The 15938-nt window shown below is 63.3% G+C and carries 13 protein-coding genes; 5 read left to right on the plus strand and 8 right to left on the minus strand.

The genetic code is table 11. From position 1 onward, the window contains the following. The first annotated feature begins 93 nt into the window (after positions 1-93). Positions 94-387, plus strand: coding sequence for a hypothetical protein (locus EA472_RS07245; protein WP_124190846.1), 294 nt, complete (start codon positions 94-96; stop codon positions 385-387). 27 nt (positions 388-414) lie between these two features. On the opposite strand, the gene EA472_RS07250 is transcribed toward EA472_RS07245, so the two are convergent. Further along, positions 415-972 (minus strand): SPW repeat domain-containing protein, encoded by a 558-nt coding sequence (locus EA472_RS07250; RefSeq protein ID WP_124190847.1) that lies wholly within the window; start codon positions 970-972, stop codon positions 415-417. Positions 973-1186: 214 nt separating this feature from the next. Here EA472_RS07250 and EA472_RS07255 point away from each other — a divergent pair, with 214 nt between their 5' ends. Next, positions 1187-3973 carry an AAA domain-containing protein gene (locus EA472_RS07255; protein WP_124190848.1) on the plus strand — a complete coding sequence of 929 codons (2787 nt, stop codon included), beginning with the start codon at positions 1187-1189 and terminating at the stop codon, positions 3971-3973. Between the two features lie 98 nt (positions 3974-4071). Then, positions 4072-4911, plus strand: a complete 840-nt coding sequence (locus tag EA472_RS07260) for a phosphatase PAP2 family protein (protein ID WP_124190849.1) — start codon at positions 4072-4074, stop codon at positions 4909-4911. 110 nt (positions 4912-5021) lie between these two features. Here the strand turns inward: EA472_RS07260 and EA472_RS07265 are convergent, their stop codons facing one another. The 3 genes from EA472_RS07265 to EA472_RS07275 form a co-directional block, all read right to left on the minus strand. After that, a complete protein-coding gene (locus EA472_RS07265) occupies positions 5022-5426 on the minus strand; it encodes a hypothetical protein (protein WP_124190850.1) in 405 nt (134 codons plus the stop codon). Between the two features lie 130 nt (positions 5427-5556). Continuing rightward, positions 5557-6531, minus strand: a complete 975-nt coding sequence (locus tag EA472_RS07270) for an AIR synthase family protein (protein ID WP_124190851.1) — start codon at positions 6529-6531, stop codon at positions 5557-5559. 247 nt (positions 6532-6778) lie between these two features. Then, positions 6779-7783, minus strand: coding sequence for a TIGR04024 family LLM class F420-dependent oxidoreductase (locus EA472_RS07275; RefSeq protein WP_124190852.1), 1005 nt, complete (start codon positions 7781-7783; stop codon positions 6779-6781). Positions 7784-7907: 124 nt separating this feature from the next. Between EA472_RS07275 and EA472_RS07280 the strand changes: the two genes are divergently transcribed. Further along, entirely contained in the window at positions 7908-8537 is a 630-nt protein-coding gene (locus EA472_RS07280; RefSeq protein WP_124190853.1) for a TetR/AcrR family transcriptional regulator, read from the plus strand. Here EA472_RS07280 and EA472_RS07285 read toward each other — a convergent pair whose 3' ends face one another. The 3 genes from EA472_RS07285 to EA472_RS07295 all read right to left on the minus strand — a co-directional run bounded on the left by EA472_RS07285 (position 8538) and on the right by EA472_RS07295 (position 10992). Beyond that, positions 8538-9851 carry an MFS transporter gene (locus EA472_RS07285; RefSeq protein WP_124190854.1) on the minus strand — a complete coding sequence of 438 codons (1314 nt, stop codon included), beginning with the start codon at positions 9849-9851 and terminating at the stop codon, positions 8538-8540. Between the two features lie 413 nt (positions 9852-10264). Continuing rightward, on the minus strand, positions 10265-10786 hold the full coding sequence (locus EA472_RS07290) for an Lrp/AsnC family transcriptional regulator (protein WP_124190855.1): 522 nt from the start codon (positions 10784-10786) through the stop codon (positions 10265-10267). Beyond that, positions 10783-10992, minus strand: coding sequence for a hypothetical protein (locus tag EA472_RS07295; RefSeq protein WP_124190856.1), 210 nt, complete (start codon positions 10990-10992; stop codon positions 10783-10785). Before EA472_RS07295 ends, EA472_RS07290 begins: the two co-directional genes overlap by 4 nt. 199 nt (positions 10993-11191) lie before the next feature. Between EA472_RS07295 and EA472_RS07300 the strand changes: the two genes are divergently transcribed. Beyond that, positions 11192-12388, plus strand: coding sequence for an outer membrane protein assembly factor BamB family protein (locus tag EA472_RS07300; RefSeq protein WP_124190857.1), 1197 nt, complete (start codon positions 11192-11194; stop codon positions 12386-12388). Between the two features lie 28 nt (positions 12389-12416). Here the strand turns inward: EA472_RS07300 and EA472_RS07305 are convergent, their stop codons facing one another. Further along, positions 12417-15920 (minus strand): DUF7286 family protein, encoded by a 3504-nt coding sequence (locus tag EA472_RS07305; RefSeq protein ID WP_124190858.1) that lies wholly within the window; start codon positions 15918-15920, stop codon positions 12417-12419. Positions 15921-15938: the final 18 nt, after the last annotated feature.

Raw genomic sequence — 15938 nt, forward strand, 5'->3', positions numbered from 1 at the left:
TCGAACGTCGCCGTCGGCCGATCGATCGGACCGGCGCGGAACCAAAAGGGCTACGATGGCTCACTCGACAGAACGCGTAACAACCGATTTCCAATGTCCGTCCGACAGTCGGTCTCGCTCGTCGAACTGTTTCGCGCCGCGCCTGCCAAGAGCGCGCTCCTGGCGATCGGTCCGATCGGACTGGCGCTCGGACAGTTGCTCAACAGCTACGTCAACGACTTTTCGCCGCTCGTCGCGGTCGGTTTCGCGGCCGTTATGGTCGCGTTTGCCACCGTGGCGACGTCACACCACGCTACCGAAGTCCGCCTCCGGCAGCTCGAGGCCGACCTCGAGACCGGAACGGAACGCGACGCACACGCCGACGCGAGCGCCAGCGCGCCGAAGTAAGCACAGTTTTGCGGTTTTGCGTCTCCATCAGACGCCGGTTTCCGGCTCCGTTGCGACCGTTCGTGCCTCTCGCGCCTCGTAGGCGTTGTACCCCGAGAGTCCGGCGACGAGTAGCCCCGAGACGAGCGTACTCCAGAACAGGCTTCCGAGCATGCCAAGCAGTGCGGACGAAACGATCAACCAGATGCCGAGCACCGCCACCAGCGACGCGATGCCGACGCTGAGGGGGATGTCGTTCGAGAGCCGGTAGACGTTGTAGCCGGCTGCGAAAAAGACGACGGCGCCGACGAGAACGTTGTTCCACAGCGACGCCTCGCCGACCTCGAAGAGCAGCACGGAGAGGGCGACCCACGCGCCGATCGCCGCGACGATCGCGCTGACGAGGGCCGTGTTTCGACGGCGCTCTTCGTTCGCGATCTGGGTCGAGTCCCCGCGCGGATCCCGGCCGCGATCGTCTCGATCACCGGCCCCGGTTCCGGAGTCGACCTCGCTCGGAACGCGCTCGGCTGGCTCGTCGTCGGCCGTCCCGTCGTCGGTCCCGGGACTCCCGTCGGTCGGATAGTCGTCGCTGTTGGGGTCGCTCATGGAACGCGGATTCGCCGCGCGTTCCCAAAAGCGACCTCGACCGTTTCGACCATTGTCGCGAGTGATCGATCGTCAACAGTCGATTACGACGCCTCGCCCGCCCGTGAACTCGTTGTTACGGGACTGAAACTGTTCCGCGAGCGAACCGGTCGAGCCCGATCAACGTAGGCCGCGATCGATAGCGTTTTTGATCGTTCGCTCGTGACCAGTAGGCGTGTACGTACGCGGAACCGTCGCGGGCGAGATCGACGTTCGATCGGTGTCGACGACCTACGGAGAAACCGACCTCGCAGAGGTCCCGCTGGTGCTCGAGGAGGTCGGCGACGGCGAGCGGGCGGACGGCGTCGTGACGGAGACGCCGACCGACGCGGAACGAAATCCGACGACGGTTACGCTCTGGAACAAGTGGACGGAGTCGGCGGCGCTGCTCGAGCCGGGGATGGAGCTACTCGTGACCGACGTCGGCGAGGAGGAGTACCGCGGCGAAACCCGGTACGCGACGACGGGCGACTCCTACGTCGTCGTCGAACCGACCTTTCTCGTGAACGTGACGTCGATCCGCAACTGGGTGGAGTGTCCCCGCCTGTACTACCTGAACAAGCTCTCGGGCGTGCCGCTGAACTACCCCGTCGTGAAAGGGACGATCGTCCACGAGGTGTTCGGCGATCTGCTTCGGGGGCGCGACCTCGAGGACGCGATCGACGCGCGGATCGAAGAACGGGGCCTCGAACTCGGTCTGCTCGGGGAATCGTCCGAAGCCGTCGCCGAGGACGTCCGTGAGAACGCCGCCGCGATCGAGGGCTGGCTCGAGCAGGGACGGCTGACGGAGACGGACGGAGCGAACCGGACGACAGCCGACGACGATCCCGAGCGACCGTTCGCGCCCGCAGAGAGCAGCTGGCGTTCGGAACAGCTGCTCATCAGCGAGACGTTCGGTATCCGGGGTCGAGCCGACGCGATCCGCCGCGGCGCGCCGGTCGAACTCAAGACGGGAAAGAACCTGCGGAAAGAGCCGCGGTTCAAGGACAAGGTCCAGGCCGCCTGCTACGCGCTGTTGCTCGAGGAACACGGCGGCGACGTCGACACCGGCACCCTGCTCTATACGAAGAACTCGGCGCTCGATCGCAACGAGGAAACCGGCGATCTCACGCCGGCGAAGGAGTTTTCGATGGGCAACGGCCTGCTACAGTTCGTCGTCAGGCTGCGCAACGAGATCGCCGCGATGGAGATCGACGGCGGCGTGCCGACCGGCTACGAGGGCGACGCGAAGTGCGAGTACTGCTTCGAGCAGGACACCTGTATGGTGGTCTCGGGCCGGCTCGATCAGGAGTCGAAAGCCGGCCAGATCGGGCGGCCGTTACCCCCCGAGGAACGGGAGTACTTCGAGCGCACGTACCGGGCGATCGAGGAGGAACGTCGGGAGGTCCACCGCGAGTACGCCAAACTCTGGGAGCAAGACGCCGAGGAACGCGCCGACGACGACCGCGCGCTGGTCGACCTCGAGTTCGTCGGGAAGCGACCGCTCGACGGCGGTCGGTGGGAGCTTCGAGCCCGGCGGCGGACGGGCGCGACCTCGAAGCTCCGTGAGGGCGATCTCGTCCTCGCGAGCGACGGTCACCCGGTCCGCGGACAGTCGGAGCTTGCGCGGATCGAACGGTTAGACGACGACGCGGTCGTCCTGACCGCCGACGAAGCCGTCGAGGTCACGCGGATGGACGTCTACCCCTCCGAACTGACCACGGATCGGCTTCTCTCGGCGCTCCACGACTTCCTCCTGAAAGGCGACGATCGGCGCAAGGACGTGCTGTTCGGCCGCGCCGATCCCGAGTTCGACCCCGTCGAGGAGACGTTCGTCGACAACAACGACGCCCAGAACGAGGCCGTGTCGAACGCCGTCGGCGCGAGCGACTTCGCGCTGATCCACGGGCCGCCCGGGACCGGAAAGACCTACACGATCGCCCGGACCGTCCGCGCGCTGGTCGACCGCGGCGAGCGCGTCCTGCTGTCGGCGTTTACGAACCGCGCCGTCGACAACGCCCTCGAGGCCGTCCTCGAGCAACTGAACGGTGCCGTCGAGGACGACCGGGTGGTCCGCGTCGGCTCCGAGAGCGGCGTCCGCGACGACATGGAGCCCTACCGGCTCGAGCGGGCGGGCGAGCCGGCGACGCGGGCGGCCGCACTCGAGGACGCCCGGATCGTCGCGGCGACGACGGCCACCTGCGGCTCGCGAGTGATGAAAGAGCAGTCGTTCGACGTCGCGCTGGTCGACGAGGCGGCCCAGCTCACCGAACCCGGCACCTTCGCGGCGGTCACGCTCGCCGACCGGTTCGTGCTCGTCGGCGACCACGAACAACTGCCGCCGGTCGTCCGGGCCGAAAACGACCTCACCGAGTCGCTGTTCGAACGTCTCGTAGAGCGCTACCCCGACGCCGGCGTCATGCTCGATCGCCAGTACCGGATGAACCAGCGCATCCAGGCGTTCGCGTCGACGGAGTTCTACGACGGCCGACTGCGACCGGCGACGCCCGAGGTCGCGGGCCGCACGCTCGACGACCTCGAGGGCGTCTCCCGCGACGACCTCCCCGAGTCGATCCGTGATCCGGTCGCCTTCGTGGACGTCGAGGGCGACGAGAGCAGGTACACCGACACCGCCGAGGCCGAACGGATCGCCGATCTCGTCCGGGCGTACGAGGAGGCCGGTCTCGACCGGTCGCGGATCGGCGTCATCGCTCCGTTCCGAGCGCAGGTCTCGGAGATCTCGACGCACGTCCCCTCCGACGTCGCGGTCGACACCGTCGATCGCTTCCAGGGCTCGAGCCAGGAGGTCATCGTCGTCTCGTTCACCGCGACGGGAACGCTCGAGGGCCCGATCTTCGAGGATTACCGGCGGATCAACGTCGCGCTCACGCGACCCAAACGCGCGCTCGTCCTGGTCGGCGATCCGCGCGCGCTGAAGTCGGATCCGGTCTACCGACGAATGCTCGAGTGGGCCGGACGCTGACCGACGTCCCCTCCGATTTTGCAGGTACCGCCGGTTGACGGCACACTGCTGCGTCGAAGCGAACGTTTACGTCGTCCGAACGTTCACGGCAAACCGACATGCGACTCGAGGACGAAAGCGTCGTCGTGCGGGAGGCGTATCCGGCCGAGTACGCCGAACTCGTACTCGCGGTGACGGAACTGGGCGGAACGACGGTTCCGATGGTACTCCTCGCCGTCCTCTTCTGGCTCTCGAGTCGCCGCCGAACCGCTCTCGTCATCAGCTACGCGGTCGCCGGCGTCGCGTTCCTGCTCGCGATCAAGGCGGCGCTCGCCCTGCCCCGTCCGCCGGAATCGGCCCTGCTCGTCCCGCTCTCGGTCGACGGCTACGGCTTTCCGAGCGGCCACGCCTTCGCGGCGGTCGTCGTCTACGGCGGGCTCTGCTTTGCGTTCGAACGAACGCAGGATCGGCGCTGGCTCGCTGCGATCGGCGCGATCGTCGTTCTGGTGTCGCTCTCGCGCGTGATCCTCGGCGTCCACTACCTCGGCGACGTGCTCGCCGGTGCCGTGCTGGGAGTCGCCTTCCTGCTCGCCGCGAACCGGCTGATACGCGGCGATCCCGAGATCGGGTTCGCGGTCGCGGTCGCGCTCGCCGCGCCGGCCGTCGTCGTTACCGGCGGCGTCGACGACGCGCTCCTCGCGCTCGGGGGCGGACTCGGCGGCCTCGCCGCTACGCTCTCCGTCGACGGGTTTCCGGAGACGCCGTCCCGGACCGAGGGCGCGTTGCTCGTCGCCGTCGGGCTGGCTGGGCTCGCGGCGATTCGAACCGCCGCCGATGCCGTTACCGTCGCTCCGATTCAGGTCGGCGCGTACGCCGTACTCGTCGCGTGGGTGCTCTTCGTTCCCGTCGGCGCGGCTCGACTCTCGCCTGCGATGCGTCGGCCGTTCGATTCCTCGTAATCTTCTCGTGGTGCTCTTCGTCGTTTTTCCCTCGTCGGTCGGACGACGACGATTCCGACGCCCTCCTCCCGGACGTGTGACTCGAGGGGTGGGTGGGTGGGCGCTGGCGATTATTGCACTACCGAACCGAATCCGCCCTCGAGGTACCGAATGCACCACTCGAGATCGGTCACGCTCGCGGCGTCGCCGTTTCGATCGATCGACACGAGAACCCCCGACTTCCGCGCGACCGTCTCGGGACACGAGACGATCCACGCGTCCTCGAACACTCTGACGACGGCGTTCAGTCGGCCGACGTCGAACGCGCTCTCCTGACGACGGTCGTTCAACTGGCTGACGATCGTCTGGTCGACGATCGCTCGCGTTCCGTCGGGCTCGTACTGGGACCGAACGTCGTCCCGCATCACCGATTCGGAGTTCGTCGGTTCGTATCGGATGACGGCACGGAGATCCTCCCCAACCCGCTCGTAGATGGTATCCCAGATCGTTCGCGCCTGGGATCTGATATCGGACATACCTGTTCCCGAATGATAACGGCCAACACTAATAGATATAGCCTTTGGTGCAGGGCGATCTACCGGCCGCTGAGTCCGTCGATTCGAGGTGGGTCGCGGGACCGAAACGAGGCTCTCTGTTTTCGTCTCTCTACTGACCGTCAGCCGACTCCCACAGCGGATAGAGGTCGTCGCGAACGGGATCCGTGATCACCTCCTCATCGAGCGCCAGTTCGGGCGATCCGGACCGAACCGTTCCGATCTCGCCGGCCTCGATACCGGCGCCGTTGAGCGCCGCGAGACAGTCGGCGCAATCGTCGGCCGGAACTGTCGCGAGCAACGCCCCCGAGCCGAAAATTCGGAGGGGATCGACGTCGGCGGCCGCACACAGCGTTTCGGTTTCGGGTCGAACCGCCACCGAATCGCGGTCGACCTCGAGGCGCACGTTCGACGCCCGAGCGAGTTCGAGCAGTCCGGCGACCACGCCACCCTCGGTCGGGTCGTGCATCGCCGTCGCGTACTCGCGGACGATCCGCGCCGCGGGAACGACGCTGATCTCCTCGAGAAAACCGGTCGCGCGATCGATCGTCGACTCGTCGACGTCGAGATCGTCTCCGAAGTCGGCTGCGAGGATGGCCGTTCCCTCGATCCCGGCGGCGTTCGTGAGAACGACCCGATCGCCGGGTTCGCATCCGCCGGTCGGGACGAACGTCTCCGTCGCGCCCATGGCCGTCAGCGAGACCAGCGGTCGCTCGAGCTGGTCGACGTACTCCGAGTGGCCGCCGACGATCGTCGCCCCGACGTCGCTGGCGGCCGCGTCGAGATCGGCCGTGATCGTCTCGAGCGAGACGTCCTCGTCGGGCAACAGGACGACGACGGTGAGCCACCGCGGATCGGCTCCCGACGCGGCGACGTCGTTGCAGGCGACGTAAACGCCGAGCGTACCGACCTGCGACGCCGCGAGCGAGATCGGATCGGAGCTGACGACGAGCGTGCCGCCGGGCCAGTCGATGGCCGCCGCGTCTTCGCCGTCCGCCGGCCCCTGAAGCACCGTCTCGTCGACGTCGTCACCCGTCCGATCGAACACGTGCTCGAGCAACTCCTCGGGCGGAACCTTCCCGGGCATACCACTACTGTCGAACGTGATCCATTGAAGCCTTTCGACCGGTCTTCTGCTCGGGAGCCGCCCACGCCCTCACGCAGGCGTTTCGAGGAGTGAACCAGAGCCTCCATACGACGGGGCGTCCACTAGCTCGTGGGTCGACGAACGATCCCGGTGCTCGTCGCGGCTGTCCCCGCTGACTTCTCGGCCCCGTCGCCGGAGATGCGAACCGTCCGGTGACGCTCTTTCGACGTTCGTCTCGAGTTCAGACTCACCGACCGTTCGGAGCCAGTGCGTCCATCGTCTCGCGGATCTCGCTTTCGCCGGCACCGCGCGGAAAGCCGACCGCGACGGCGTCGACCCCGTCGATCGCTTCGAATCGCTCGAGCGACGCGCGAGCCGATTCGGGATCGCCCGCGGCACACAGTTCGTCGAGTAACTCGTCTCCAACCGCGGCCATTGCACGCTTTCGGTCGCCGTCCTGCCAGGCGTCGTGGATCGACTCGGCTTCGTCGTACCCCTGACGGATCAACGAGTCGCGGTAGAACGTCCCCATGCCGCCGACGTAGAACGCTGCGTGCTGGCGAGCGAGTTCCCTGGCCCGTCGATCGTCCGCGAGCGCACAGCAGGTGACGCCGACCGTCACCCGAACCTCCTCGGAATCCCGGCCGGCGAGAGCCGCTCCGCTGGAGACGTCCTCGAGACGATCCCTGACGCCGTCGGGCGTGAGCACGATACCGTGCCAGCCGTCCGCGAAACGGCCGGCGAGTTCGACGGCCTTCGGCCCCATCCCCGTCACGTCGACGGGAGGCGTCGGTTCCGGCGGCTCGGACCGGAGCCGAAAGCCCGAAAGCGAGAAGTACTCGCCGTCGTACTCGACCGTCTCTCCGGCGAGCACCCGTCGGACGATTTCGACGGTTTCGCGCGTTCGCCTGAGCGGGTTTCCGTACTCGAGGCCGTGCCAGTTCTCGATCACCGCGGGTCCGCTCGGCCCGATGCCGAGGCGGAACCGCCCGCCGGCGACTTCCTGGAGCGTCGCCGCCGTCTGGCCGAGCAACGCCGGCGACCGCGAGTAGGTGTTGAGGATGCTCGAGGCGAGCCCGATCGTCTCGGTTCGCTCGGCGATGACCGTCAGCGCGGTCACGGCGTCGCGACCCCACGTCTCTGGCAGCGAGACGCGCTCGTAGCCCGCTTTTTCGGCCCGCCGTGCGTACCCGACGAGCGATTCGACCGACGGCTGTGCGGCGACCGGAAGGTGAAGTTCTCTGTCCGTCATCGTGATCGTCCGATGGCTGTACTCCCCGGCGGACGTCATTGAACCTTTCCGCCCGCCGCGGCGAGCGACGGTCCGCTTACGGTATCCAAACGCTTTTGCCCGTATTTTACGTCGATCGTGTTACATGGGGCCCGCAAGCGACGGGGAGGACGTCGACACGCAGGAGGCGATCATGCGAGCCACGTACAGCGCGCTCTGTAAACACGGCTACGCGAACCTCACGATGCAGGCGATCGCCGACGAGTTCGACAAGACGAAAGGCGTTATTCACTACCACTACGACACGAAAGAGGCGTTGCTCGTCGCGTTCCTCGAGTACCTGCTCGACGCGTTCAACCGCAACATCGCCGTCGACGAGGACGAAGCGCCCGACGAACGGCTGCTGACGCTGTTCGAGACGCTGCTGTTCGGCCCGCCCGAGCGCGGCGAGTTCGACCACTGGGAGCTGATGATCGCGCTGCTCGAGATCCGCACCGAAGCGCCGTACGACGAGGAGTTTCGCCGACAGCTCACCCACAACTACGAGACGGTCGAAGCCACGCTGGTCGCGATCGTCGAGGACGGCGTCGAACGCGGGCTCTTTCGCGACGTCGATCCGGAGCTCGCGGCGACGCTGTTTCTCACCTGCCTGAACGGCGCGCGAATCTACCAGGTGACGCTCCGACGAGACGACGTCGCCCAGCTGACGAGCGACGCGCTCGAGACGATCGTCCGTGACTGGCTGTGTCACCCGGAGGGGCCGGAGGATCGGTAATCAGTCGGCGTGTTCCGACGTTCGGTCCGAGCCGCGGGAGGAGGCCTCGCTCGTTCCGACGTTCGGCAGGAACTGCCCCGTTTCGACGTGAACCCCTGCGACGAGAACCAGCCCCGCCGCGACGGGGAGTATCGCACACACGACGTAGATCGGCCAGAAACCGACCACCCCGACGAGCGGGAGCGAGACGATCGGACCGAGCCCGCCGCCGACGTCGCCGAGGACGTTGTTCGTCCCGACCGCACGGCCCATTCGTTCGTCCGGCGTCAGATCGGCGAGCAGCGCCATCAGCGGTCCGCTCGTGCCCCCCTGTCCCGCACCGATGAACAGGCACGCGACGGCCAGCGTCGCCACGGAATCCGAACGCGCCAGCAGGACGAAACCGATGGCCGTCGTACAGAGGAACGCGACGAGGATCGGGATCCGCGATTCTCGTCGGTCGCTCACGTAACCGCCGACGAACATGAACGCCCCGGCGGCGATCACCGTCAGCGCCATGAAAATCCCGGACGACGCCTGTGCGTCGAATCCGAAGACGCCGAGGTCGTTGTGGCCCAGAAACAGAACTAGCGTGGCGAACAGCGCCCCGATGTACGCGAAGAGAACGGCGAAGTTCACCAGTCCGATCGTCAACGCCGGCACGCTCAGGTCGACCTCCCAGGGTTTGATCGATCTGTGTCCGTCGCCCTCCACGTGAGTCTCGGGAATCGTCGCGTAGGCGACCGCACTCGCGACGAAGGCGAACGCCGTCGCCACCGCGAATGCGACGACGGTTCCCGAAACCTCGCTGATGATTCCGCCGATCACGACGCCGCAGGGGAACCCGAAGAGAACGCCACCCCTGATGAGACCCATGTTCGTCCCGCGAGAGCCTCCGTCGCTGACGTCGGCGGCGATCGTGTACGCGGTCGCGAACACGAGTGCGCTGCCGACTCCCCACACGATCCGCGAACCGAGGAACCACCCCTCGGGAAACGGGGCGAGGACGGCGATCACGTAGCCCGCCGTGGCGGCTCCCTGGACGACCATCCCGACGACGAACGGCGTCCGCGTTCCGACGCGATCGACGAGGACGCCGGCGGGTGCGTTCGCGACGAGCCGCGAAAACCGATTTGCGCTCAAGATCGCACCGACCAGAAACGGGGAAATGCCCAGGAGCACGCCGAGGTTCGGAAGGATCGGAAAGATCACGCCGCCGCCGAATCCGACGAAAAACGTGCTCACGATCACGGCACCGATCACGACGTACTGACTGCGTGCCCCGGAGACCGCGTCTCGATCTCGGCGCTCGCTCGAGCCGTCGCTCGAGCTCACGGATCCTTCCTCCGGTGGCGAGCTCGGAGACGGTTCCGATCGCTCGAGAGGCCGGCGACGCTCACCGCCGACGCTCTACGATTCGTGATCGATCCACCCATCTAACTAACCAGTTAGTCAACAACGCAGAAAAGGGTTCGGATGTCCAGGGCCTGTCACTGTGATACTCACGCAATACAACGACGGGACGGAATACGTATCGAAGGTGATCGTTCGCGGTGTGCGACGCCGGCGTCAGCATCTCGAACTGATCGAACCCCTCCCCGCTGTGGTGCTGGACGGAACGACTCGACGACCGATCGCCCGTACGCGGCCGTCACCGACAGAGACGGCCGCCAACTCCCGATCGGGGTCGTACTACCCGCTGTCCGACAGTCCGTCCTCCCGGCGTCCCTCCGTTCGTCCTCTCCGTCTCATCGATCGTCCATACCTCGCCTGAGATCCTCGTAGATCTGCGGATCGGTCCGGAACTTCAACACGTTGTGAACCGCGGAGCTTCGGATGTTCGCGATGACGCTTCCGTGCGTTTTGTAGCAGTCGTGAATCCACCGGGAGATCTGTTCCGTATTCCGGAACATCATCACCGACTTCCACTGATACTCCCCATCCGAGAGGAAGAAAAAGAGCGTGTGTTTGTCGTCGCGAACGTGTTCCATCGCCTCACGCCAGTCGTCCGCGAAATTTTCCGGATTGAACTTGAACTCGAACAGCGCGAACGTGTAGTACTCCTCGTTGGGGACGATCGCCTCCCGAAAGACCCCCTCGTCTCGCATTCTCCTGATCGACTCGCTGACGGTGACGTGCGAGACGTCGATGTCGTAGCGCTCTTCGAGGACGTCGGTCAGCTCTCGAGACGACAGCTGGGGATCGTTCGAAAGCTCACAGAGGATCGCGATATCCCGATCCTTGAACGTCCAGTTCGGTGCGTCCGTCATCGATCCAGGCCGCCCGCGCGCTGTGCGCTCACGCGTTCGATTCGAAACTTGCCGTTCGGGTGCGTCTCCTGGGCGGTCCGCTGGCCCTCCTGTCGGCGTCCCGAGTCACGACTCGCGGTCGGCCCACCGCCCCGTCTCGAGGGACGGGTTCGCACGCGCTCCCGATCGAACTGTACATCGAGCGGATTGGTTGCGTCCCACATCATCACACGGGGCCGTTCGCTTTCCATTGTAAAGGGAGTTCGGTCTATTCCGGTGGGATGGGACGTAATTCGTGTACGGGATTCGACGAACAATCCTGGTCCGCACCCACGACTCCGTTCGCAACTGGTATCGCTGTGATCTCGCCCACCAGTTCCGATAGACACTTTTATTATTTTAACTAACTAATAAAACGTATATTAAATGGGAGACAACGGCAGGAACCGACGAGGAACTCGACGCGAGTGGCTGACCCTCTGTGGCAGTGTGACGGCCGGAACGGCGGTACTCGCAGGCTGTGCGGACGAGGACGAACACGCCGCAGACGAAGCCGACGGGGCGACCGACGGAACGTCGCGTTCGTCCGGCGATTGGCCGATGTTCGGTGCAGACCGCCAGAACACCGGCTATCAACCCCACGCGAACGGTCCAACCGACGACGTCAGCGTCCGCTGGCGACTCGAGGGTGGCGATCAGTTTAATTCAAGCCCTGCAGTTATTGATGGGACTGTTTATGCAGCGTGCTGGGACGAAAACTTGTATGCGGTTAATAGCTTGACTGGCGAAATTGAATGGGAAGAAGAAGTTGGTCTTGTTTCATCACCACCTTGTGTTTCCAAGAATATTATTTACGTATCTACATCTGATGGGGAGTTATGTGGTTTTAATACGAAGAATGGGGAGCACATGTGGGAAGAAGAATTAAATTATACAATAAAGCATCCTGTCCCAGTAGATGAAACGATCTACATACTTGCTTCTGGACGACTTATAAGCAGTGCACGTCACTCTGACGAGTCGACAATTCTCTTAGAAGACCTAGGGGGTGTACCAGAAGCTCCTGCAATCAGGGGAAGCAACCTTTTTACGGGCGATCGTGAATCAGCTCTTATTTACAACATTAAAAGCGATGAGATTGAATATCGGTTTGAAAATGAAAGTGGAGAACGTATGTATGACCACTCTCCTACCGTAGTTGACGATTCAATTTATATCTCTGGTTCTGATTCTGCAGTCTACGCTTTTGACATACTAAATAAACAAATCAAGTGGAAATATGTCGTGGATGGTCGTACACCAACTGCACCGTCTGTAGCAAACGGATCTGTTTATTTTGGCAGTTGGAACAATTACCTGTACTCGGTTGACACTGAATCTGGTAAAATGAACTGGAAATTTGATGCTAAGACTATCTTATCAGAAAAACCTACTGTAACAGATACAACAGTTTACATAACTGCAGAAGATACTCTTTATGCTGTTGACGTAGATTCCGGCCAAGAACAATGGTCGTTTGTTACTACTGGAGAATCAACTATTACAGACAGCCCAGTTGTGGCTGAAGATGTTGTTTACATATCTTCTCGAAACAATACCCTCTATGCACTTGAGGGGGCCTAAATATCAACGAAATTGTGTTAATTAGCACTCAATTAGTTGCATATTCTGGTCCTGCCTCGGGCCATCCCTGGGATTCCTCCGCCCAGTCTCCCGTTCGGTCACCGACGCCGAGTCGCTGCGGCGGGACGACGACGATCACGAGCGTCTGAGACTCGAACGAGATCGGCCGCGTGGAACCGAGACGATTCCCCTCGAGCGAGACCGCTCCAGCTTCGCGAACGTACCGTTCTCCCGCAGTTGCTGTCGGCGTTCCCGCGTTCGACTCGAGTTCGAATCTCGCGTACTCGCCTTTGACCTCGACGTCCCAGACGTTCGTCGTGGCAACCCACCCGCTCGGAAGCGGAACGAGTGGCATCCCTGCCGGAATGCGGTTCGGAGACAGGTCGAACTCTCCACCTTCGTCGAGCATCCCGCTTTCGTTATTTCGCAGCCACTCGTGTTCGAGATCGCTTTCGTCGATCGTTTCGTTCACTCGCTGGGCGACGATCTCTTCGGTCCGTTCCTCGAGTTCGTCTCGAAGACTCTCGTTCAAATAATCAACGTAATCTGGATCGAAATCATCAACAGTCGATTCATTTACTGCTTCACTCAGCGCGTAACGGACACTAACGGCAGCAGATTGTTTGAATATGTCCTCATTCATATATGGCTGTTTTCCATGATTCTCTACTTTGATCTCTTCATACACATACTGCTCGACATAATCAATACCATCGCCACTTCCCAGCATTGCTGCCTGCTGTCCAGATGTTCCATCTCCAATATTGTTTATTCCTTCATTTATGAGTGATTCAATTTCCCCTTCATCAAGATTCAAATCATTATTTGGTTCATTGACTCTACTAGCTGTTTCACCGTCCAAATTATTGATTCTTTGATTAACAGCATCCTCGAGATCCTCGTACACCGCATCGGAGTCGACCAGTTGCTCGCCTTCTTCCTCGAGTAGGACGTCCGCTAACCGCGCGGCCTCGAGGAGTTCGCCCGCCATTCGCAACGTGAGCACGTGATCGTCGCTGGCGTCGAACAGCCAGCTGAGTACGTCTCCGAGAATGCCGACGTCGAGTTCGCCGTAGGGGATCGCAAACCAGTTGTTGTTCCGTGCGACCATCGGCGTATGCGTCGCGTTGCCGGTCGCCGGCACCTCCTCCGCTTCGACCGACTCGAGCGAGAGGTAAGTCGGCGATCCGGACGGTGTAACCTCGACTTCGTCGCTATAGGGCGTTTCGATCTCGGCCTGCTGGTAGTCGGCTCGCCCGCCGGCGACTTCACGGGTGAAGTCGGTCAGCCCCTCGAGAGCGCCGTCGACGTCGTCCGTAACGCCGAGTTCGACGTCGATGCGGTCGTCGAGTTCGTCCTGTACCAGCCTGGTGGTCTCGCTGGTCGTCTCGAGCTGTCCGTTCACGTTGTCGATGTAGTTCTGACGCGCCTCCACGCGAGCTTTGTCCGCCGCGGTCGGATACCGATCGGACACGCCGTAGTAGACGAGCTGTTCGTCAACTTCCTCGTTCAACTCCCCGAACGGATCTCCCGTCAGCAACTCCCCGTCGTCGAAGGTAACGTCGTCGGCCTCCTCCTGTAACTGCGTGCGGACGAAGTAGAGATCGAGCGCGATCGCTGCTGCGATCAACTCGTTCGGCGGATCCGTCTCGAGCGTCGCCCGGTCTTCGTCGGCGACGGCGAGTTGACGCCGAAGCTGCCGTTCGCTAGTGACGTCCTCGGGAGCCGTTATCTGACGCTCGAGCTGTGTTTCGACGTCGCCATCGGGATCGACCGCGAGCAAGCGTTCGACGCTCTCGTCCGGGAACTGCGCGTAGGTGTCGAGGGGAAGGGGGTCCTCGAGGAGGCCGTCCCAGGCGTCGTCACCGTCGAAAAATTCGTCGGGTAAGCTGGTTGGCCACTCGTCGTCGACCGCCTCGTCGTAGCCGCCGTCGATTCCCCGGTATTCGATTGCGTCTCGATCCGTATGACGTGCGTTCACTTCGATTTCGGTTTCGTACGTCGACGCCGACCGACGCGTTCGGGTAACCGGCGAACTCACGTCCTCCGGACCGTCGTAGCTCCAGCGAAGACTGCGCTCGTGATCGTGGCGGACCGTCGCAGTTGCAGAGAGGTACGTCGTCTCCCGCTCGGCCGTATCCGGATCGTCCTCATCGACCGACACGTCGACGGTCGTCTCGGTGTGCAGGTCGTTTCTCGTTCTCGTCCAGTTACTCGAATCACGGAGTCCGGACGGTTGCCTGCTACTGGGTCTGTTCGTTCGATCCGTGCCGCGCTCGAGCGTCGCTCGCGTCTCGACGCTGTGGACGTCGTCGATGACGTCGTGAACGTCCAACTCCGTGAGCGTTTGCGCGTACGCGAGGTCGGCGAACTCGTCGACGGAGATCGTCCGCTCGCTTCCCATTCCCGCTTCCGTTCCCACGGCATCTGCGGCCGACTCCATGACGTCCGCCGTATCGACCGGCTCGTCCAGATTCGCGTTCTGGTCGCCGTAGACGTACTCGAGACCGGAGCAGAACGCTTCGGCGTCCGCAACCGCGGGTTCGTCGCCCGTCTGTCCGTCGTACAGCTCTTCGGCATCCTGTGCGGCGAGACACCCCCACGCGTTTCGCATCACGGCTCGACTGTTCGGATCGGTCGTTCCGAAGACGGAGTCCTGAACCGAGAAGACGGCGTCGTTCGCCATCACTTCTGCGTGGCGATTCGCGATCACCTCCGAAAGTGGCGCACCACCCCACTGTGCGATGCCGCGGGCCCAGGCGAGCGGATAGATTCGTGCCGCGTACTGCTGTCCGAGTCCGTTCACACTCGTCGGATCGTCCAGCCCGCCCTCGACGATCCCGGTGTTCAGCTGCCGTTCGTACTCGCGAGTCAGCTGGTGAAGGACGAAGACGTTGGTTCCGACCGTCACCGTCACGTCGTCGGTCCGGGAAGCGATTTCCCGACCGTTCCGTCTGACCGTCAACTCGACGTTTTCGATCGTCACCTCGAGCTGTCCGGGCTCGAGGTCGTTCGTCGGATCGATCCCTGGTCGCAGACGAACGCGGTCGATCGCGTCGGTCGCCGACGTCGTATTCTCTTCGAGCGGCGGAACGGAAACGTTCGTCGTCGTGTCCTCTCGGAAGGGACCGTCTAGATGACCGAGGTCCGTTTCGACTGCCGCGTAGATACGCAGTTTCAGATACCGTTCGAACGCCCTGTCCGGGTCGACGTCTGCGTCGTCGGCTTCCGGAAGCTCGCGAGTCCAGGCGGGGTCCTCGGTCTCGTCGACGTTCGCCACCGCAACGCCCCACGGATGGTCCGCGTCGGCTACCAGTAGCGGCTCTCGTGCTGCCTCCGCCGCCGCGTCGGCGACGGCGTTTCGGACGACCGTTTGCGTCGTCGCGGCGGTCCGATCCATCGCGAGCGAGGCGTCGACGGTTGGTTCGGGGGCCACTCTCGACTGGAGAAGTGTAACGGACGTGATGCTCGTCACGAGCAACAGAACGCCGACGAGGGCGAACGGTATTCGCGCTCGCTCGTCGAGCGACACCGACACCGTCGATGGTCG

This window comes from Natrarchaeobius oligotrophus (assembly GCF_003841465.1).
In the GTDB taxonomy this organism is placed as follows: domain Archaea; phylum Halobacteriota; class Halobacteria; order Halobacteriales; family Natrialbaceae; genus Natrarchaeobius; species Natrarchaeobius oligotrophus.